The 19,080-nt window shown below is 55.2% G+C and carries 20 protein-coding genes; 8 read left to right on the forward strand and 12 right to left on the reverse strand.

What is annotated here, in order from left to right; translation table 11 throughout:
* Positions 1–53 precede the first annotated feature (53 nt).
* The gene (locus tag L462_RS22235) at positions 54–1,199 is read left to right on the forward strand and encodes a porin (protein ID WP_032677564.1); all 1,146 of its coding nucleotides are present in this window, start codon (positions 54–56) and stop codon (positions 1,197–1,199) included.
* 71 nt (positions 1,200–1,270) lie between these two features.
* Here L462_RS22235 and mnmH read toward each other — a convergent pair whose 3' ends face one another.
* The 6 genes from mnmH to ppiB form a co-directional block, all read right to left on the reverse strand.
* Complete coding sequence (mnmH, locus tag L462_RS22230; RefSeq protein ID WP_032677565.1) at positions 1,271–2,341, reverse strand: tRNA 2-selenouridine(34) synthase MnmH; 1,071 nt, start codon at positions 2,339–2,341, stop codon at positions 1,271–1,273.
* Positions 2,342–2,425: 84 nt separating this feature from the next.
* A complete protein-coding gene (gene purK, locus L462_RS22225; protein ID WP_025204827.1) occupies positions 2,426–3,493 on the reverse strand; it encodes a 5-(carboxyamino)imidazole ribonucleotide synthase in 1,068 nt (355 codons plus the stop codon).
* Entirely contained in the window at positions 3,490–3,999 is a 510-nt protein-coding gene (gene purE, locus L462_RS22220) for a 5-(carboxyamino)imidazole ribonucleotide mutase (RefSeq protein WP_020885164.1), read from the reverse strand. Before purE ends, purK begins: the two co-directional genes overlap by 4 nt.
* A 212-nt stretch (positions 4,000–4,211) precedes the next feature.
* Positions 4,212–4,421, reverse strand: coding sequence for a YdgH/BhsA/McbA-like domain containing protein (locus L462_RS22215; RefSeq protein ID WP_013095921.1), 210 nt, complete (start codon positions 4,419–4,421; stop codon positions 4,212–4,214).
* Between the two features lie 137 nt (positions 4,422–4,558).
* Positions 4,559–5,281, reverse strand: coding sequence for a UDP-2,3-diacylglucosamine diphosphatase (gene lpxH, locus L462_RS22210; protein ID WP_032677566.1), 723 nt, complete (start codon positions 5,279–5,281; stop codon positions 4,559–4,561).
* Positions 5,282–5,284: 3 nt separating this feature from the next.
* Positions 5,285–5,779, reverse strand: coding sequence for a peptidylprolyl isomerase B (gene ppiB, locus L462_RS22205; RefSeq protein ID WP_014168939.1), 495 nt, complete (start codon positions 5,777–5,779; stop codon positions 5,285–5,287).
* 174 nt (positions 5,780–5,953) lie between these two features.
* On the opposite strand from ppiB, the gene cysS reads away from it, so the two are divergent.
* A complete protein-coding gene (gene cysS, locus L462_RS22200) occupies positions 5,954–7,339 on the forward strand; it encodes a cysteine--tRNA ligase (RefSeq protein ID WP_020885161.1) in 1,386 nt (461 codons plus the stop codon).
* A 78-nt stretch (positions 7,340–7,417) separates the two neighbouring features.
* Here the strand turns inward: cysS and L462_RS22195 are convergent, their stop codons facing one another.
* The 5 genes from L462_RS22195 to folD all read right to left on the reverse strand — a co-directional run bounded on the left by L462_RS22195 (position 7,418) and on the right by folD (position 11,912).
* The gene (locus L462_RS22195; protein ID WP_032677567.1) at positions 7,418–7,939 is read right to left on the reverse strand and encodes a metal-dependent hydrolase; all 522 of its coding nucleotides are present in this window, start codon (positions 7,937–7,939) and stop codon (positions 7,418–7,420) included.
* Positions 7,940–8,011: 72 nt separating this feature from the next.
* Positions 8,012–9,028 carry a Mal regulon transcriptional regulator MalI gene (gene malI, locus L462_RS22190; RefSeq protein WP_032677568.1) on the reverse strand — a complete coding sequence of 339 codons (1,017 nt, stop codon included), beginning with the start codon at positions 9,026–9,028 and terminating at the stop codon, positions 8,012–8,014.
* An 84-nt stretch (positions 9,029–9,112) separates the two neighbouring features.
* The gene (locus L462_RS22185; protein ID WP_014168943.1) at positions 9,113–10,612 is read right to left on the reverse strand and encodes a PTS transporter subunit EIIC; all 1,500 of its coding nucleotides are present in this window, start codon (positions 10,610–10,612) and stop codon (positions 9,113–9,115) included.
* Positions 10,613–10,831: 219 nt separating this feature from the next.
* Complete coding sequence (gene ybcJ, locus L462_RS22180) at positions 10,832–11,044, reverse strand: ribosome-associated protein YbcJ (protein ID WP_014168944.1); 213 nt, start codon at positions 11,042–11,044, stop codon at positions 10,832–10,834.
* 1 nt (position 11,045) lies between these two features.
* The gene (folD, locus tag L462_RS22175; protein ID WP_014168945.1) at positions 11,046–11,912 is read right to left on the reverse strand and encodes a bifunctional methylenetetrahydrofolate dehydrogenase/methenyltetrahydrofolate cyclohydrolase FolD; all 867 of its coding nucleotides are present in this window, start codon (positions 11,910–11,912) and stop codon (positions 11,046–11,048) included.
* Positions 11,913–12,222: 310 nt separating this feature from the next.
* On the opposite strand from folD, the gene fimA reads away from it, so the two are divergent.
* The 6 genes from fimA (at position 12,223) to sfmF (ending at position 18,236) form a co-directional block, all read left to right on the forward strand.
* The gene (fimA, locus tag L462_RS22170; RefSeq protein ID WP_020885158.1) at positions 12,223–12,786 is read left to right on the forward strand and encodes a type 1 fimbrial major subunit FimA; all 564 of its coding nucleotides are present in this window, start codon (positions 12,223–12,225) and stop codon (positions 12,784–12,786) included.
* A gap of 67 nt (positions 12,787–12,853) precedes the next feature.
* Positions 12,854–13,399: a type 1 fimbrial protein subunit FimI gene (gene fimI, locus L462_RS22165; protein ID WP_014168947.1), complete on the forward strand. Its 546-nt coding sequence runs from the start codon at positions 12,854–12,856 to the stop codon at positions 13,397–13,399.
* 34 nt (positions 13,400–13,433) lie between these two features.
* The gene (gene fimC, locus L462_RS22160; RefSeq protein ID WP_020885156.1) at positions 13,434–14,126 is read left to right on the forward strand and encodes a type 1 fimbria chaperone FimC; all 693 of its coding nucleotides are present in this window, start codon (positions 13,434–13,436) and stop codon (positions 14,124–14,126) included.
* Between the two features lie 14 nt (positions 14,127–14,140).
* A complete protein-coding gene (locus tag L462_RS22155) occupies positions 14,141–16,702 on the forward strand; it encodes a fimbrial biogenesis usher protein (protein ID WP_032677569.1) in 2,562 nt (853 codons plus the stop codon).
* Complete coding sequence (fimH, locus tag L462_RS22150; protein ID WP_032677570.1) at positions 16,695–17,702, forward strand: type 1 fimbria D-mannose specific adhesin FimH; 1,008 nt, start codon at positions 16,695–16,697, stop codon at positions 17,700–17,702. The genes L462_RS22155 and fimH overlap by 8 nt, the downstream gene beginning before the upstream one ends.
* A 9-nt stretch (positions 17,703–17,711) precedes the next feature.
* On the forward strand, positions 17,712–18,236 hold the full coding sequence (sfmF, locus tag L462_RS22145) for a fimbria assembly protein (protein ID WP_032677571.1): 525 nt from the start codon (positions 17,712–17,714) through the stop codon (positions 18,234–18,236).
* 51 nt (positions 18,237–18,287) lie between these two features.
* Here the strand turns inward: sfmF and fimZ are convergent, their stop codons facing one another.
* The gene (fimZ, locus tag L462_RS22140) at positions 18,288–18,920 is read right to left on the reverse strand and encodes a fimbria biosynthesis transcriptional regulator FimZ (RefSeq protein WP_014168952.1); all 633 of its coding nucleotides are present in this window, start codon (positions 18,918–18,920) and stop codon (positions 18,288–18,290) included.
* Positions 18,921–19,080 lie beyond the last annotated feature (160 nt).

The following is a 19,080-nucleotide window of genomic DNA, read 5'->3' on the forward strand; positions in this document are numbered from 1 at the left end:
CAGTTAATATTCACCTGCTAAATATTTAGCAGCGTGTCTATAAAGGAAAAATAATGACTATAAAAAAATCAGCGCTGGCAGTAACAATTGGCGCAGCAGTGGCATTGACCTCCTTCGCATCTCAGGCGGAAATCACGGTTCTTAAACAAGACCCTCAGGCAGGTAACCCGCTGAGCCGTCTTAACTTTACCGTTGGCGGCAGTATTCGTCCTCAGTTCAACATGATGTCGGGCGACGGCGATAAAGGCTCCTACAAACGTAATGGCTTCGACGGCGGCACCCGCTTCCGTTTCGCAGCAGATTACTATCTGTTTGATGACATCAGCTGGATCAGCTACTACGAGCTGGGTGTGAACATTCCGGCGCTGTTCAACTGGGATAATCACTACGCTGAAGGTGCTAACGACACCTCTCGCCGTATGCTGTACACCGGTCTGAAGAGCGACACCTGGGGTACGCTGACCTTCGGTCAACAGAACAGCGTTTACTATGATGTGGTTGGCGTGAAAACCGATATCTGGGATTACGACATGATTGGTCAGGCTCCAGGTAACGGGATCAACGGTGACTACGATGGTTCTTATCGTTCACGCAAAATGCTGAAATATAAGAAAACCGTAGGCGATGCGGATATCTATGCATCCTACCTGTTTGAAGACAGCGAATACCTGCCGGGCAATGGCCTGCGTTACAAACGTAAAGGCGGCGGTTCACTGGGTCTGGATTACCACCTGACCACCGATCTGACCTGGGGCGCAGCGTGGAACTACACCCGCGCGGACATGCGTAACCCGGACAACGGCGACAGCAAATCTTACGACCAGAATATCCTCGGTACCGCGCTGAGCTGGACGCCGGATAACTGGACCTTCTCGGCTGGCGGCGGCTGGTACCAGAACTTCCTGACCACCAAAAAAGTGTCTACTGACAACTACTTTGCCGGTGATGCATGGGGTATTGAATACTTCGCAGGGTACAAATTCCCAATCGATCAGTATGCGGTGAAATCTATCCAGCCTTACTTCATGGGTGACCGTATTGAGTACGTGAATGGTCGTAACTACCAGCGTATCGATAACGGCGTGGGTGTTAGCGTCCAGCTGGACTACGGTTTCCGTGTTGATTACGAACACGTGTTCACCTCCAGCACGGATAACCTGGGCGACATGAACCTGGTGCGTCTGCGTTACGACTTCTAAGTTCAGTCCGCAGGGGAGTCACCCCGATATGAAAACGGCAACCCTGGGTTGCCGTTTTTTTTGCGCGTGATTCAGCGATTGAGCCAGTCAGCCACGTCCTCAAACGTTCCGCGAAACACAATCTTCTCCGCTTTTTTTGCCAGCTGCCAGGTGTACATCGGGTCGTAATAGTCGTTCAGCAGCGGGGCAAGCCAGCGCAAATGCGCGTCGGTGCTGCCAGAACGTTGTTGCTCCTGCAGGGCGGCATCCAGCAGCGCCGTAAAGTCTGCAAAGCGCTGCAGCCCCAGACGGCGGCGAATGGCAAACAGGCCGTGGTGCAGGTATTCGCTGTACGCGTTCCAGCCCGCCTCTTCGCCAAAGGCAGCAGAAAAATCCGCCCACATATGGTCGAAATACTCTTCACGCAGGCGTTCAAGACGGACATCAAACGGGTCTTCTACTACCACAACAGGCGCCTGAACCATGCGGTCTCGCAGGCATTCCGGCAGGTGGTTGGAGCCAATCATCCGCCCTTCATCCTCCAGCACCCAGCGTGCGGCCTCTTTTTTCAACAGCACGACGGCGAGCTGGTTTTCGAAGCTCGCCTGCGAAAGCTGTGGTGTGAGCGTGCGGCCAAACGACGAGCCGCGATGGTGTGCCAGCCCTTCCAGATCCACGCCCTGCGCGTGCTGTTTCACCAGCAACGTTTTGCCGCTCCCGGTACAGCCGCCGATCAGCACCATCGGTTTTTGCACCTGCTCAGCGGTTACCTCAATCGCGGTCTGACGCAGCGCTTTATAGCCGCCTGCGATCAGCGGGTAATCCACGCCGCGCGCTTTCAACCAGGCCTGAGTGATATGCGAGCGTTGACCGCCACGCGCGCAGCAGAGGTAGCCGGTGGGGTGGGAGAGACAGGCTTCGCGCCAGGCGTTAATGCGCATCTCACGGGTGCTGCCTGCGACCAGGCTATGGCCGAGAGCAAGCGCAGCGTCCGGCCCCTGGCGTTTATAGCAGGTACCGACGGCGGCGCGTTCATCATCGTTCATCAGAGGCAGGTTGATTGCCGCAGGCATCGCGCCCTGGGCGAATTCGATCGGCGCGCGAACGTCGATTAAAGGGGTATCGGATGCGAGGATCGCGCGATAGTCCGTTCCATCGTTCATGGTTTTTCCAGAAGAAAACTAAGCTGCAATGGGCGGGGATTGTACGCCGGGGAGGGGGAAGGTCAACTCCCCGGCAGAGGAGTATTACTTAAGCTTTGATTGCGCCCAGATAATTCCGCTCGCGTATTCCGGCGGCAGGAGAGGAATAATCGCTTCCAGCGTGGCGCCCAGACGATCGGTGTCGGTATCGTTCAGGTTCAGGTGACCGACCTTACGACCCGGACGCACCTCTTTGTCATACCAGTGCAGATGCACCAGCGGCAGCTTGAGCCAGTCGTAGTTCAGATCGGTACCGATCAGGTTGATCATCACCGACGGGCTGTTCACCACCGGCTGCGGCAGCGGCAGGTCAGTGATGGCGCGCAGGTGCAGCTCGAACTGGCTGATGGACGCCCCGTTTTGGGTCCAGTGACCGCTGTTGTGAACGCGCGGTGCCAGTTCGTTAATCAGCAGACCGGACGGCGTGACAAAACACTCCATCGCCATGACGCCCACGTAACCGAGTTCGTGCATGATGGCAGAGAGCATCTCTTCTGCCTGCGCCTGCTGTTCAGCACTGGCCTGCGGGAATGCAACGCTGGTACGCAGGATCCCGTCCTGATGCAGGTTATGCGTCAGCGGATAAAAAACGGTATGGCCGTCCTGCCCGCGAGCGCCTACCAGCGAGACTTCACCGCTGAAGTTAATGCCCTGCTCAACGATGCACTCCCCGTAGCAATCGTCCGGCAGCTCGTGAGTGTCATCGGCGCGCAGACGCCACTGTCCACGACCGTCGTACCCGCCGACGCGACGCTTCACAATTGCCAGCTCGCCCAGCATTGCAAAAACATCCTTCCACTCGCTTTTATCGGACAACAGCTGCCACGGCGCAGTCGGCAGCCCGAGCTTATCGAACAGCTGCTTTTGCGTCAGACGGTCAGCAATAATGGGAAAGACGTCGCGGTTAACGAAGGCATTATGACGTGCCAGCTCGCGCGTCAGGGCCGTTTGTGGCCAGCGTTCAATCTCCGCGGTGATCACACTCTGGTGAAACGGCACGGCTTCCGGTTCGTCATCCAGCCCGACGGGCCAGACGGCAATACCCAGCGGCTCGCCGGCCTGACGCAGCATACGGCCTAACTGACCATTACCGAGGACGCATACCTGCTTCATGCCGCACCCCGCGGGTCCGGATTGTCCAGCACCTCGTCGGTCTGGGCTTTACGCCAGTCCGCCAGACGCTGATGTAACGCTTTATCGTGAGTCGCCAGGATCTGCGCGGCGAGCAGGGCAGCGTTGGCAGCGCCCGCTTTACCAATGGCCAGCGTGCCGACCGGAATGCCACGCGGCATCTGAACGATGGAATAGAGGCTATCGACACCACTTAACGCAGCGCTTTGCACCGGAACACCCAGAACCGGTACCAGCGTTTTGGCGGCAATCATGCCTGGCAGATGTGCTGCGCCGCCCGCACCGGCAATGATCACCTCATAACCCTTCTCTTCGGCGCTTTCGGCGAAGCTGAACAGTTTGTCCGGTGTACGGTGTGCGGAGACCACTTCAACGTGGTGCGGAACATTCAGGATTTCAAAGATTTCGGCGGTGAACTGCATGGTAGCCCAGTCGCTTTTGGACCCCATCACGATGGCGACACGCGCCGGATTATTGCGGGAAGACATGCGTCTTAAAACTCCTGTGGTGCGAAACACACTGCTTTCGAGGGCACAGAGAATAGCATGTAATAGGGGCAAGGAAAACGGTTGCGCGGTTAAAAACTGAGCCGTTGTGGCTCTCAGGAGATAACAAAACAGACCGCGTTCTGGCGGTCTGTTTTATCAGGCATCGATGTGCTTTGATGTGCTTTTGACGGGCGGCACGGTCAGCAGACGTCTTATTTGGTCAGTTCTGCCGTCATGTGAACGCGGTTGTTAAACTGAGCGCTGGTGATTTTGTAAGACGCGCCCTGTTCAGCAGCCTGAGCGGCAATTTTCGCTTCTGCGCGGTCAAGGGTAGAGGCAGTGGCGCTGACGCTCTGAGCAAAAGAACCGAAAGAGATCAGAGAGAGTGCGGCAACAGCAACGAAAGTTTTGATGGATTTCATGGTCGTATTCCTTAAATGTTTTATCTGGGATAGGGCGTGTTGCCCTGATGTGATAAATAATAGGCCGACCATGGGCTGATTAAAATCGAAACAATTTGCCGATATTGTTCAAAAAAATAGAATGATTTTTTGGCGAGTTAAAACGGGAAAGCGATCAGTTCCACACCGTCAGGCGTGACGCTGACCATTGAACCTTCGCTGTGCCAGGCCCCCAGGACGACGCGGTGGGCCGCTTCGCCGTTGGCGGTAAGGGTATGCACATCGGGACGATGAGTATGACCGTGGATCAACCACTGAACGCGGTGTTTTTCCATGACCCTGACTACCGCCTGGGGATTAACGTCCATAATGGCCATGGATTTGCCGCTGTTGGCGGCCTTACTGTCTGCACGCATTCTGGCTGCGATCCGCTTGCGGATAAACAGCGGCAGAGCCAGGAATAGTTTTTGGATCCACGGGGTATGAACCTTAGCGCGAAACGCCTGATAGCCGGTGTCGTCAGTGCAAAGTGTGTCACCGTGCAGGATTAACACCTTTCGGCCATAAAGGTCGAGTACCTGCTCTTCCGGCAGCAGCGTCATGCCGCTTTCGCGGGCGTAGCGCTTGCCGAGCAGGAAATCACGATTGCCGTGGATAAAGAAGCAGGGGACGCCGGAATCGACCAGCGCGTTAATGGCAGCCGCCATCTCACGGTGCAGCGGGTTGGGATCGTCGTCGCCAATCCAGGCTTCAAACAGGTCACCCAGAATGTAAAGTGCATCGGCACTTTTCGCTTCACCGCGTAAAAAACGCAGAAAACCGGCGGTGATCGCCGGTTCTTCTGTTTGCAGGTGCAAATCTGCAATAAAGAGTGTCGCCACGAATTACTCGCTGACGGTCACGCTGTTAATCACGACGTCTTCTTTTGGAACGTCCTGATGCATGCCGCTGCGGCCGGTCGCCACGGCTTTGATTTTGTCGACTACGTCCATACCTTCAACCACTTCTGCGAAGACGCAGTAGCCCCAACCCTGCAGGCTTTCGCCGGAGAAGTTCAGGAAGTCGTTGTCAGCAACGTTGATGAAGAACTGGGCTGTTGCAGAGTGAGGAGCCTGCGTACGCGCCATCGCCAGCGTACCACGGGTGTTTTTCAGACCGTTGTTCGCTTCGTTTTTGATCGCTTCTTTCGTCGCTTTCTGGTTCATGCCAGGTTCGAAACCGCCGCCCTGGATCATAAAGCCGTTGATCACGCGGTGGAAAATAGTGTTGTTGTAGAAACCTTCGCGGCAGTAGTCCAGGAAGTTTTTAACTGTTTCAGGCGCTTTGTCATCAAAGGTTTTGATTACGATATCGCCATGATTAGTGTGGAAAGTAACCATTTTTGCATCCTGTTCCGTTATTGTGGTACGTCGACCCGCGTTTGGGTCATCTATAGGGGCTTGTTATAGCATAACCACAGGATGCGATCACCTTGCATTGTGTGCTGCTTCAGGTTTGAATTACAGGTAGAATAACCGGTTTTCAACCACACACGTGTTTACATGGAATCTTCGATGTTAAAAATCTTTAATACAATGACGCGCCAAAAAGAGGAATTTAAACCTATCCATGCCGGGGAAGTCGGCATGTACGTGTGTGGTATTACGGTTTACGATCTCTGTCATATCGGCCATGGCCGTACCTTTGTGGCATTCGACGTTGTCTCGCGCTACCTGCGTTTTCTGGGCTACAACCTGAAATACGTGCGTAACATCACCGACATCGACGACAAAATCATCAAGCGCGCGAACGAAAATGGCGAAAGCTTTGTTGCGCTGGTGGATCGTATGATCGCGGAAATGCACAAAGATTTCGACGCCCTGAATATTCAGCGTCCGGACAGCGAGCCGCGTGCCACCCACCATATCCACGAAATTATCGACATCACCGAGAAGCTGATCGAACGTGGTCACGCCTATGTGGCCGATAACGGTGACGTGATGTTCTCTGTGCCGACTGACCCTACCTACGGTCAGCTTTCCCGTCAGGATCTGGATCAGCTGCAGGCCGGTGCACGCGTTGATGTGGTGGACGTGAAGCGTAACCCGATGGACTTCGTGCTGTGGAAGATGTCCAAAGAGGGCGAACCAAGTTGGCCTTCCCCGTGGGGCGAAGGGCGTCCTGGCTGGCACATTGAGTGCTCGGCGATGAACTGCAAACAGCTGGGCAAACATTTCGATATTCACGGTGGCGGTTCGGATCTGATGTTCCCGCACCATGAAAACGAAATTGCACAGTCAACCTGTGCGCATGGCGGCGAGTACGTGAACTACTGGATGCACTCCGGGATGGTGATGGTTGACCGTGAGAAGATGTCTAAATCTCTGGGCAATTTCTTCACCGTGCGCGACGTGCTGAAATATTACGATGCGGAAACCGTGCGCTACTTCCTGATGTCTGGTCACTATCGCAGCCAGCTGAACTACAGCGAAGAGAACCTGAAACAGGCGCGTGCGGCGCTGGAGCGTCTGTACACTGCCCTGCGCGGTACCGATAAATCTGTACCCGCGGCAGGTGGTGAGGCGTTTGAAGCGCGCTTTATTGACGTGATGAACGATGACTTCAACACGCCGGAAGCCTACTCCGTGCTGTTTGATATGGCGCGTGAAGTTAACCGTCTGAAGTCAGAAGATATGGCGGCGGCGAATGCATTGGCCTCCCATCTGCGTAAGCTCTCTTCGGTACTGGGTCTGCTGGAGCAGGAACCGGATCTGTTCCTGCAAAGCGGTGCGCAGGCGGACGATAGCGAAGTGGCGGAGATTGAGCAACTTATCAACGCGCGTCTGGAAGCGCGTCAGGCGAAAGACTGGGCGGCAGCAGATGCCGCGCGTAACCGTCTGACGGAAATGGGCATCATTCTGGAAGATGGCCCGCAGGGAACCACCTGGCGTCGAAAATAATTCTGGTGCGCGCTGATGCCCTCTCCCACCGGGAGAGGGTGCAAACACTAAAACGGCAACTGGGTTGCCGTTTTGCTTTTACCTCCGCTTCCACCACAACAGCCCCATCAGCACAACCCCTGGCAGCCACACCCACAGCAGTTCCGACATAATCACCTGATGCCCGTAGGGCGTGGTATAGCGTGACAGCGCAAACGGCGCGACCTTAATGACCTGCCACGGTGCAAAAAACCGTTCATCTGACCACGGCCACAGCCAGCCGACGCCTTTCCCTCCGGTGGTGATGGAATCCAGCAAGCTGTGCGACAGCAGAGACACGGTTAAGAACAGCCAGCAGCGGGTCAGACTTGCCCGAAACCATCGTCGGCCCATCAGTACGCAAAGTATCGGCACCACAAAGGCAAACAGCAGGGAGTGGGTAAAGCCGCGGTGGCCGAACACATTGCCGTAGGCAACGCCGAACTTAAACGCCAGCACGTCGGCGTCCGGCAGCATGGCGAGGACGATGCCGACAAACAGCAGGCGGGGAGGGATGATTTTACGTCCCAGGCCTAAGCCCAGACACAAAGGCACTACAGCGTGGGTGATAACGGTAGGCATTGCAATTATCCATGGCAAAGCAGGGAAATATAGCAGCGAATGGGCGCAATGAGGATGGTGTTAGCGTCTTATTTACGCCGATTCCCGGGCAATAAGCTGCCCGGAAAGGGTGATACGCTGTGTTTGCAGATCCGGCTCTTTTAGCTTGCGGATGATCAACCCCGCCGCCTGACGCCCCGTCTCCTCACTGGCGGAGGAAACGTAGGTAAACGAGGGAGACGTCAGGTTCACGTGCAGCATATCTTCAAAACCGACCAGCGCGACCTGCTGGGTGAGAAACACATCTTTCCCCACGGTGCGCCCCACCTGATGAATGCCGGAGATGGAGCCGATCATCGCATCCGGCGAGTGGCAGAGCAGGGCGGTGATGGTGTTGTTTTTATCCAGCAGCTGGCGGGTGGCGAAACCTGCGGCCAGCGTGTCATCGCTACACGCAGGCGAGTATTCCTCACGCCAGACCAGGCCGTTCTGGGTCATCGCGCTGCGAAAGCCGAGCAGACGCTGCTCGCGGATAAGGCAGCCTTCACGACCCCCAATGTAGGCAATGTTGCGGTGTCCGCGCTCGATAAGATAACGCGCGGCAAGGTTCGCCGCCTGGCGGTTGTCGCGCATCACCAGATTGCATTTTTCATCCAGCAGGGACTGAGAGACCACCACCAGCGGCAGCGGGCACTGGCGGATGTGTTCCGGCAGCGAGGATGCCCGGGTATCAGAGGCCAGATAGATAACGCCGGCGACCCCCTGCTGTTTAAACGACAGCAGGCAGCGCTCAAGATGTTCATGGTCGTTCAGCGGCTGGCCGAGGAAAACCATATACCCCTGTCTCTCCAGCTCCTGGACGATGCTCGCCATCACCTTGATGGAAAAGCTGTCGCTAAAGTCGCGCAGGATCAGGCCGATCAGGTTGGAGGTGTTGGCGCGGAGGTTGGCAGCGGCGACGTTGTGAACATAGCCCAGCGTAGTGATGGCAGCATTGACCTTCGCGATCGTTGCGTCTGAAATCTTCCCTTTCTGGCGCAGCACCAGCGACACGGTGGAGACCGAAACGCCCGCATGCTTTGCGACATCAATGATGCTGACTTTCTTCAAAACCGCTCCCTGAAATTTACCGATTATCAGCCAGATAAGACAACGTCCCCCAGCGTACAGGAGACGTGTCGTTCAGGCATCTTATTATTTGCCAATCATGGTGGACATGGTCTGGGCGATAAACTGTGCTCTGGCACCGAAAATCACCTGAATACCGTTATCACCGACGAACACTACGCCGCGGGCGCCAAGGCCGTTCAGACCGTCCTTATCAACTGCTTCACTTTTTGCCACTTCCAGGCGCAGACGGGTGATGCAGGAGCCGACGGAGTCGATGTTGTGCGCGCCGCCCAGCAGGTTGATGATCTCTGTGGCGAGTTCTGAATCTGACTTATCGTCCGCACTGGCGGTCACTTCTGTACGGCCCGGCGTTTTCACGTCGAAACGACGGATCACAAAGCGGAACGTGAAGTAGTAAATCAGGCCCATCGGAATGCCGATAATAATGGCGTTCAGGAAGTTAGTTTTGTAGCCGTTAAATGACGGCAGGATCCCGAACGACAGGTAGTCGATAAAGCCCGCAGAGAACGACTTGGCGATATGCGCATGCAGCAGATACATGGTCATGTACGCCAGACCGGCCATGATGGCGTTAAAGACGTACAGAATAGGGGCGACGAAGATAAAGGTAAATTCAACCGGCTCGGTGATCCCCGTCAGGAAGCAGGTGAGTGCCGCAGAGAACAAAATACCGGCCGCGATTTTTTTATTTTTGGTGTGTGCTTCGTGGTACATCGCCAGACACGCCGCAGGCAGCGCGAACAGCATCAGCGGGAATTCACCCTGCATGAACTTACCGGCGTTCTGGTAGCTGTCACTGCTGAAGGATTTGACCCCTTCTTCCAGCATCTTGAACCAGATGGTCTGGTCGCCGTGAATCACCTGACCGGCCTGGGTGGTGTAATCCCCAAACGAATACCAGAAAGAGGGATACCAGATGTGGTGCAGGCCGAGCGGGATCAGCGCGCGTTCCACCAGACCGAAGATAAAGGTCGAGGCTGCCTGATTATCGCCATTAACCACCACGGAGAGCGCGTCGATGCCCGCCTGGATATGCTGCCAGACATACGGCAACAGCAGGCCGAGCAGGAAAGAGAGAAACGCTGTCGCAATCGCCACAAAGCGTTTCCCGGAGAAGAACCCGAGGAACTCTGGCAGCTGCAGGGTGTGGAAACGGTTATAGCACCAGGCGGCGAGAATCCCGCAGATCAGGCCGCCGAAGACGCCCATCTGCAACGTCGGGATGCCGACCACCATCGCGTATTTGCCGCCCTGAGACGCCATTTCCGGCGTGATGCTCAAGACGGTGCTGATGGTGATGTTGGTGACAAACACCGAGACCGCCGCCGAGAGCGCGGCAATGCCGGACTCGGATGCCAGCCCCACGGCGGAACCAATGGCAAACAGCATCGGCAGGTTATCAAAGATAACCCCGCCCGCGTTCATCATCAGCGGCAGGTGAAACTTATCGCCAAAGGCCAGCAGCAGGCCCGCAGCGGGAAGCAGTGAAATTGGCAGCATTAACGCGCGACCAATCATCGATAATTTAGAGAGCGATTTAACAAACCCTGATATCAGACTCATGCTGATTTCCCCCGAGTAGCGCTTTTTTTGGCGCTGTTATTGTAAGTAGAACGTTTTAGTAGAACGTTCTACTTATCGTGGGGAAAGAGTGAAAAACGCGCAACAGAATTTTCACTTTTCAACAGATGAAATAGTGATTATTTGAAGTCGATCGATAATTAACCGTGATGGGTGTGGGGGAATGTGGGTTCCCTCTCCCGACGGGAGAGGGGGAGTGCATCAGGCGGTCACCGTCACGGTTTGCCCTTCAAAGCTCACGGTCTGACCCGCGACAATTTTGCAGCGCTTGCGGGTTTCCACTGCGCCGTCCACCTTAACAAGCCCGTCGGCAATGGCGATTTTGGCCTGTGCGCCGCTTTCGGTCCAGCCTTCCAGCTTCAGCAGATCGCACAGCTCAACGTGCGGGTGTTTACCTAATGAAAATGTGGCCATCTTACGCGTCCTCTACGTCGTGGTACTCTTCGCATGCCTGCAAAGTATTCTGAATCAGTGTGGCTACGGTCATCGGGCCTACGCCGCCCGGAACTGGGGTAATGTAAGAGGCGCGAGCCGCAGCATCTTCGTAAACCACGTCACCGACCACTTTCCCGTTTTCCAGACGGTTAATACCGACGTCCACAACGATCGCGCCTTCTTTAATCCATTCACCCGGAATAAAGCCCGGCTTCCCGACCGCCACGATCAGCAGATCGGCGTTTTCTACGTGATGACGCAGATTTTTGGTGAAGCGGTGGGTCACGGTGGTGGTGCAGCCAGCGAGCAGCAGCTCCATGCTCATCGGACGGCCAACAATGTTTGATGCGCCAATGACCACGGCGTTCAGACCGTAGGTATCGATGTTATAACGCTCCAGCAGCGTAACGATACCGCGCGGCGTGCACGGACGCAGACGCGGGGCGCGCTGGCACAGACGGCCCACGTTGTACGGGTGGAAACCATCAACGTCTTTGTCGGGGGCGATACGTTCCAGCACCTTCACGTTGTCGATGCCGGCTGGCAGCGGCAGCTGAACCAGAATACCGTCGATCGCGTTGTCGGCATTCAGGGTATCAATAAGTTCCAGCAGCTCTGCTTCGCTGGTGGTTTCCGGCAAATCGTAAGAGCGGGAGACGAACCCCACCTCTTCACACGCTTTGCGTTTGCTGCCGACATAAATCTGCGATGCCGGGTTGCTGCCGACCAGCACAACGGCCAGCCCGGGGGCGCGTTTTCCGGCAGCTTTACGCGCCTTCACTTTTTCCGCGACCTCAGAGCGCACCTGCTGCGCAATCGTTTTACCGTCAATAATCTTTGCTGCCATCAGAGAGAAGATTCCGTCTGTAACGTTTGAAAGGGGGGATTGCCTGTATTTTGTCAGAAGCGAGCGCCGCTGTCAGTCACCCTTTGCGAGTTTTCATCAGGAGGCCGTAAAAACCCTTCTGAGGGGATGGTCAATTTCTTAGGCAGGATTAGGATGTGACCTGGCGAAATGACAGCGTTTTGACATATTTTAAAATACATTCATGAGCTACTTTGTCTCCTCCGAAATAAGCTTTCAATTAATCAATTGAACGTATTTCTTATTCCCGATTATTCGCGGGAAGGGTTATTTATATTTTAAAGGAATAGACATGAAACTCAGCAACATTGCTTCTACTGTTATTGCTACTCTGGCCCTGGTTGCGGGTGCCGCAAATGCAGAAGATACAGCCACTCCGGTTACCGTAAATGGCGGTACCGTACACTTTAAAGGTGAACTGGTTAATGCTGCATGTTCAGTAAATACTGATTCTTCCGAGCAGACGGTTAACCTGGGCCAATACCGTACCGCGAAGTTCACGAAAGTGGGTGACACCACCTCTAATATTCCGTTCACCATTGAACTGAATGATTGTGACCCGCTGGTTGCGAAAACGGCCGCAGTTGCGTTCACCGGTCAGATCGACGCAACCGACAAAACCCTGCTGGCGGTAACCTCTGGTAACAACGACAACTCCGCGAAGGGCGTGGGCATCGAGATCCTCGACAGCAAATCCACCACCCTGACTCCAGATGGTTCAACCTTCTCTGCCGCGCAGAACCTGATCGAAGGGACTAACACCCTGAACTTCACCGCGCGTTACAAATCAACGGCTGCGACCACCGAGCCAGGCCAGGCAAACGCTGACGCCACTTTCGTAATGAAATACGAGTAATTCCTCCGCACAGGGATGTTCAGGCCTCAGGGAAGAGGCCGTCATACGCTAAGGCCAGGAACGAAGGATGACAAGGACCGGAACACTACTGCTGTTAACCCTTGCGATGGCCTGCCAGGCCTCAGCACATACCGTGGTGATCGACGGCGGCAAAGTTCATCTCAGAGGTGAGCTGGTGAACGGCGGCTGCGCCGTGGCACCCGACAGCCAGAACATGCGCATCGAAATGGGGCAGTACCGAACCAATTCATTTTCCGGTGTGGGCAGTTTTTCCACGGTCAATGTGCCCTTCACCGTGCGGCTGCTGGATTGCAGCGTGGATGTCTCGCGCACCGTGGGGATCCAGTTTCAGGGCGTTACGCCAGCAGAAGATCCGCAGGTTTTTCTGGCGACATCGCGGCCAGGTGAAACACCGATAAGCAGCGGCGTCGGGCTGGCTCTTTTTGACGAACAACAACGTCAGATTATCCCGAACGCAACGGCCGTCAGCTGGTTGCCGGTGAATACCAGTGAGCTTGCGTTTCATTTTAGCGCCCGCTATCGGGCTATTTCCGAACACCTCGTGCCAGGCAATATTCAGTCGGATGTCTGGTTTACGTTGATTTATCCATAACACCTGCGAACACATTATTAAAGGTACGGTTGTGATGAATACCCTAATTAAACCAGGACTGTTTTTATCGTTAATTTTAATGATGGTTTCTGCATGCGCAAATGCTTCCGGCGGTATTGCGCTGGGGGCCACCCGCGTTATTTATCCGGCAGATGCAAAGCAAACTTCGCTGGCGATCACCAACAGCAATAAACAAGAGCGCTATTTAATCAACGCGTGGATCGAAAATGCGAACGGGCAAAAAGAAAAAACCTTTGCCGTGACCCCGCCGCTGTTTGTTAGCGAGCCGGACAGCGAAAACACGCTGCGCATTATTTATGCCGGACCCGCGCTGCCTGCCGATCGTGAATCGCTCTTCTACATGAACGTGAAAGCGATCCCGTCCGTGAACAAAGCGAAAACGGAAAACAATAACGTGCTGCAGCTGGCCATCCTGTCGCGGATCAAGCTGTTTGTCCGCCCGACAAATCTGCCGATGCAGCCGGAAGAGGCGCTCTCGCAGCTGCGTTTTGAGCGCGTCGGCAACCACCTCAAAGTCAGTAACGCTTCGCCGTATTACATCACGCTGGTCAATATGAAGCTGGGCGGACAGACGCTGGATAACCTGATGGTTGCGCCTAAAAACTCGGCGCAGCAGGTACTGCCAGCCGCCGCAAGCGGTACGCTCTCCTGGCAGAGCGTGAATGACTACGGTGCCATTACGCCGGCGCGTAGCGTCAACCTGTGAGCAGAGTCAGCGCGATGAATAATCACCAGGGACGTTACTGCCCGGTCGCACTGGCGCTGATGGCAGCGCTCTGGCCACAGGCTGGCTGGAGCGAAAGCTACTTTAACCCGGCCTTCTTGTCCGATGACACCGCCAACGTGGCGGATTTATCGCGTTTTGAACAAGGTCACCAGCAGGCGCCTGGCGTTTATCGCGTGGATATCTGGCGTAACGATGAGTTTATCGCGACGCAGGATGTGCGCTTCGAGCAGGCCGACAATACACCGCCGGTTGCCGGTGGGCTGTCGCCGTGCATTACGCGCGTGATGCTGGAGCGTTTTGGCGTCAATATCGCAGCCTTTCCTGAGCTGGTTAACGTGAAAGGGGAGACCTGTATACCCCTGGCGAAGGCTATTCCCGGCAGTGAGATCGCGTTCAACTTTGCCTCGTTGCGCCTGAATATCAGCCTGCCACAGGTGGCGATGCAGAACAGCGCACGCGGTTATATTCCGCCCGATCAATGGGATGAAGGGATCCCTGCTGCGCTGGTGAACTACAGCTTTACCGGCAACCGCGGGAGCGAGGACGACAGCTATTATCTGAACCTGCAGAGCGGGCTGAACTATGGCGCGTGGCGTTTACGCAATAATGGCGCATGGCGTTACACGCAGAATAACGGGCAGCGGCACAGCAACTGGCAGAATATTGGCACCTGGGCGCAGCGCACCGTGATCCCGCTGAAAAGCGAGCTGGTACTGGGCGACAGCAATACCGGTAATGACGTTTTCGACAGCGTGGGTTTTCGCGGCGGGCGGCTCTTCTCGTCTGACAGCATGTACCCGGACAGCCTGCAGGGCTACGTGCCAACCGTTCGCGGCATCGCCCGAACGCCCGCCAAAGTGGTCGTTCGACAAAACGGCTACGTTATCTATCAAAGCTATGTACAGCCTGGCGCCTTTGCTATCACCGATCTCAACCCAACCTCGTCAAGCGGTGACCTTGAGGTGACGGTTGAAGAGAAGGATGGCAGCCAGCAGCGCTATACCGTGCCGTATTCCACCGTGCCCCTCCTGCAGCGCGAAGGTCGCTGGAAATATGACCTGGTGGCCGGGGATTACCGCAGCGGCAACAGCGAACAGGATACGCCATTCTTCACGCAGGGTACGTTAATTACCGGGCTTGGCGACGGCTACACGCTGTACGGCGGTACCCAGCTGGCGTCACGTTATACCGCGGTGGCCATCGGGGCCGGGAAAAACCTCGGTGACTGGGGGGCAGTGTCGCTCGATATCACTCATGCCCGCAGCCAGCTTGCGGATGACAGCCGCCATGAAGGGCAGTCGCTGCGTTTCCTCTATGCAAAATCGCTTAACGGATTCGGAACCAACTTCCAGTTGCTGGGCTACCGCTACTCCACAAAAGGGTTCTACACCCTGGACGATGTCGCGTGGCGTTCAATGGAAGGCTACCAGTATGCCGACAACCAGGATGATGACGGTGTGCCGGATGTGGAGAGTTATCACAACCTGACGTGGAATAAAAAAGGGCGCTTCCAGCTCAATATTTCCCAGTCGCTGGGGGATTACGGCTCGGTCTATATCTCCGGTAGCGAACAGACGTACTGGGGCACCGATGAGTCCAACCTCTGGTATCAGCTGGGGTACGCGGGCGGCGTGAAGGGCGTCAACTACTCTGTGTCCTGGTCATGGAACAAATCGGTCGGGATAGACGGCACGGACCGAATCGCGTCGTTTAACGTCTCCGTACCGTTCAGCCTCTTTACCCGCCAGGGTTTTCGTCGGGACAGCGCCATTGACCGCGCCTATGCCACGGCGTCAGCCAGCCGTAATAGTGATGGCGACACAAGCTGGCAAACCGGGGTCAGTGGGACGTTGCTGGAAGATCGCAACCTGAACTACAGCGTGACCCAGGGCCACACCAGCAATAACGGCTCAAGCGGAAGCGCCAGCGCGAACTGGCAGGCAACCTACGGCACGCTGGGGGTTGGCTACAACTACGCACGCGACCAGCACGATCTCAACTGGCAGCTCTCCGGCGGCGTGGTCGGCCATGCGGATGGCGTAACCTTCAGCCAGCCGCTGGGTGATACCAACGTTCTGATCAAAGCGCCGGGAGCATCGGGCGTGAGCGTGGAAAACCAGACCGGTGTGAAAACCGACTGGCGTGGCTATGCGGTGATGCCGTATGCCACCGTCTACCGCTATAACCGCGTGGCGCTGGATACCAACACCATGAGCAATAACACCGATATCGAAAATAACGTGAGCAGCGTGGTGCCGACAAAAGGGGCGCTGGTACGCGCCAGCTTTGATACCCGTATTGGCGTGCGCGCCCTGCTGACCGTCACGCGCGGCAACCAGCCTGTGCCATTCGGTGCCGTGGTGCGTGAAACCCAGAGCGGCGTCACCAGTATGGTGGGCGATGACGGACAGATTTACCTGAGCGGCCTGCCGCTGGAAGGTGAACTGCTGATCCAGTGGGGCAACGGGATGCAATCCCAGTGTCGTGCGCACTACAGCTTGCCAGAAAAGAGCCTGCAACAGGCAATCACACTTAAGGGGATTCGCTGTGAGTAAAATCCATTGCCTGGCTTTATCACTTCTCTCTATTTTGCCCGTGGGGAATGCCTTAGCCACCGTGTGTGTGAATGAAAAGGGCGTCCCTACGGAGGTGCATTACGACCTGACGGATAAATTTAACAGTTCGAATAACCAGATCGGACAGGTGGTGACGCTCAGCGAGAAATCGCAGTGGGTGGGGGTGAATGCCGTCTGCCCGAAGGGCACCACCGGGAACACGACCAAACGTAGTTATGTTACCGATTACCCGGTCACGGGAACGAGTGATGGCTATCAGTACCTGAAGCTAAACGACTATCTGGATGGGGCAATGAAAATTACGGACAGCTATGCTGGCGTATTTTATCCACCCAAAAGTTACATCCAGATGGGGAGTCACCCGAACGTCTCTAAAAACAAACCGTTTGGCGTTCAGGATTCCAGCCTCGTCTTTCGCCTTAAAGTGACCCGACGGTTTATAAATATGGTGGTGATCCCGCGGGCGACCATGTTCCGCGTCTATGTCACCACCACCTCCTCTGATCCGTTAACCTCGCCGGTCTACACCATCAGCTACAGCGGGACCATTCAGGTGCCGCAAAGCTGCGCCATCAATGCGGGGAATATCGTGGAGTTTGACTTCGGCGATATCGGGGCCTCCCTGTTCAGCAAGGCCGGGGCGGGTAACAAACCGGAAGGGGTAACCGCGCAAAGCAAAACCATCGCCATCAAATGCACCAACGTGGAAGCGAACGCAATGCTGACGATGCGCGTTGAGGCAGAAAAGGTCTCCAGCAACGCGGTGGTGTCGGATAACCCCGATGTGGGGTTTGTGATTGCCAACGAAAGCGGTACCCCGCTAACGCCCAACAACCTGACCAGCAAAATTCCGTTCCGGCTCGACGACAGTGCGCAGGCGCAGGTGGGGATCCGGGTCTGGCCGGTCAGCGTGACGGGGAATAAGCCTGCGGAAGGCCGTTTCACGTCGCGGGGTTATCTGCGTGTGGATTACGATTAAGGGGAAGAGATGCGGAACCGGAACTGGCATTTCGCCGCAATGACACTGATGATGCTTCACGCCAGCGCGCAGGCAGCCACTGCGCTGGGGGAGATCAATATTCAGATGTACGGCAACATTGTTGATTTTACCTGTGTGGCCGAGGGCAGCGATAGCGACAAGAGCGTTACGCTGGGAACCTGGCCCACGAAACAGCTCAGCACCACGGGAAGCCGCACGCAGCCCATGCCGTTTACGCTGAAGCTGACCGGCTGTCCGCCAGGTGCGGCGTCCATCACGTTTTCGGGTAAAGCCGACGGAAGCAATAACGGGTTACTGGCGCTCAATGACGCCAGTACGGCAAGCAACGTTGCCGTCGAGATCAGGGATGCGGATAAAACGCGTCTGGCACTTCAGCAGGCCAGCCAGTCTGTAGCGGTTGATGCGCAAGGAAATGCGACATTGTCATTTTATGCCAATTATATTGCCACTGCTGATAACCCTCAGCCCGGACGGGCTGATGCTGATGCCACTTTCATGATTAATTATAATTAGCGCTGACCGCACTCCCTGCAGCTCGGATAAGCTGCAGGGAGTGAATTCAGGTTATAGCAGTTCGTGTGCTTTGGCATAATCAATTAATTCAACGATGCTTTGCACACCCAGCTTGGAATAAATATTGGATTTATGTGCGCTGATGGTTTTGTTGCTTAATAGCAACTGCTCTGCAATCTCCTTATTGGATAAACCATTTGCCAGGTAACGTAATACCGTCACCTCACGATTCGATAATGGCATATCCGCGACCATCCCTTTCCCCGAACCCAAATGGTTTATAAAATTCAACGTTTCCGACGGGAAAAAAGAATAGCCCATCAGGATCATTTCAACGGCGTTGTAGATCTCGCCCAAATCTTTTCGTTTACTGACAAAACCATTTGCCCCGGCGCGAATGGCGCGTCCCGCATAAAAAGACTCGGATTTTGAAGAGAGGAACAGGACCTTGATGTCTTTATTTAAGTTTCTGATTCTCTTCAGTAAAGCGAAGCCATCTGTGCCCGTAAGTTCGATGTCCAGGATCACCAGATCGATAGGGTGGTTACGGATACAGTCAAGGACTTCATGGCTGTCGCCAGACTTGAGTTTGACTGTGATGTTTTTATTTTTCTGTAGCAGGACTTCTATCGACATTCTGACGATAGGGTGTTCGTCCATAATGATAACGGATGCCGGTTTCATTTTTAATGCCTCAGACTGTTAAAAGCGTTATGCCGAGTTTGGTTAAAACTCTCGAAATGCCGGAAGGATAAATGTGCAGATCCTTATACCGTAGTATTTCCCTGGAAAGAGCGAAAGCATCCTTGTTAACGTAGTGAAGAAATCTATGCCTCAGCGCGGT

The organism is Enterobacter sp. BIDMC 26, assembly GCF_000534435.1.
In the GTDB taxonomy this organism is placed as follows: Bacteria; Pseudomonadota; Gammaproteobacteria; order Enterobacterales; family Enterobacteriaceae; genus Enterobacter; species Enterobacter ludwigii.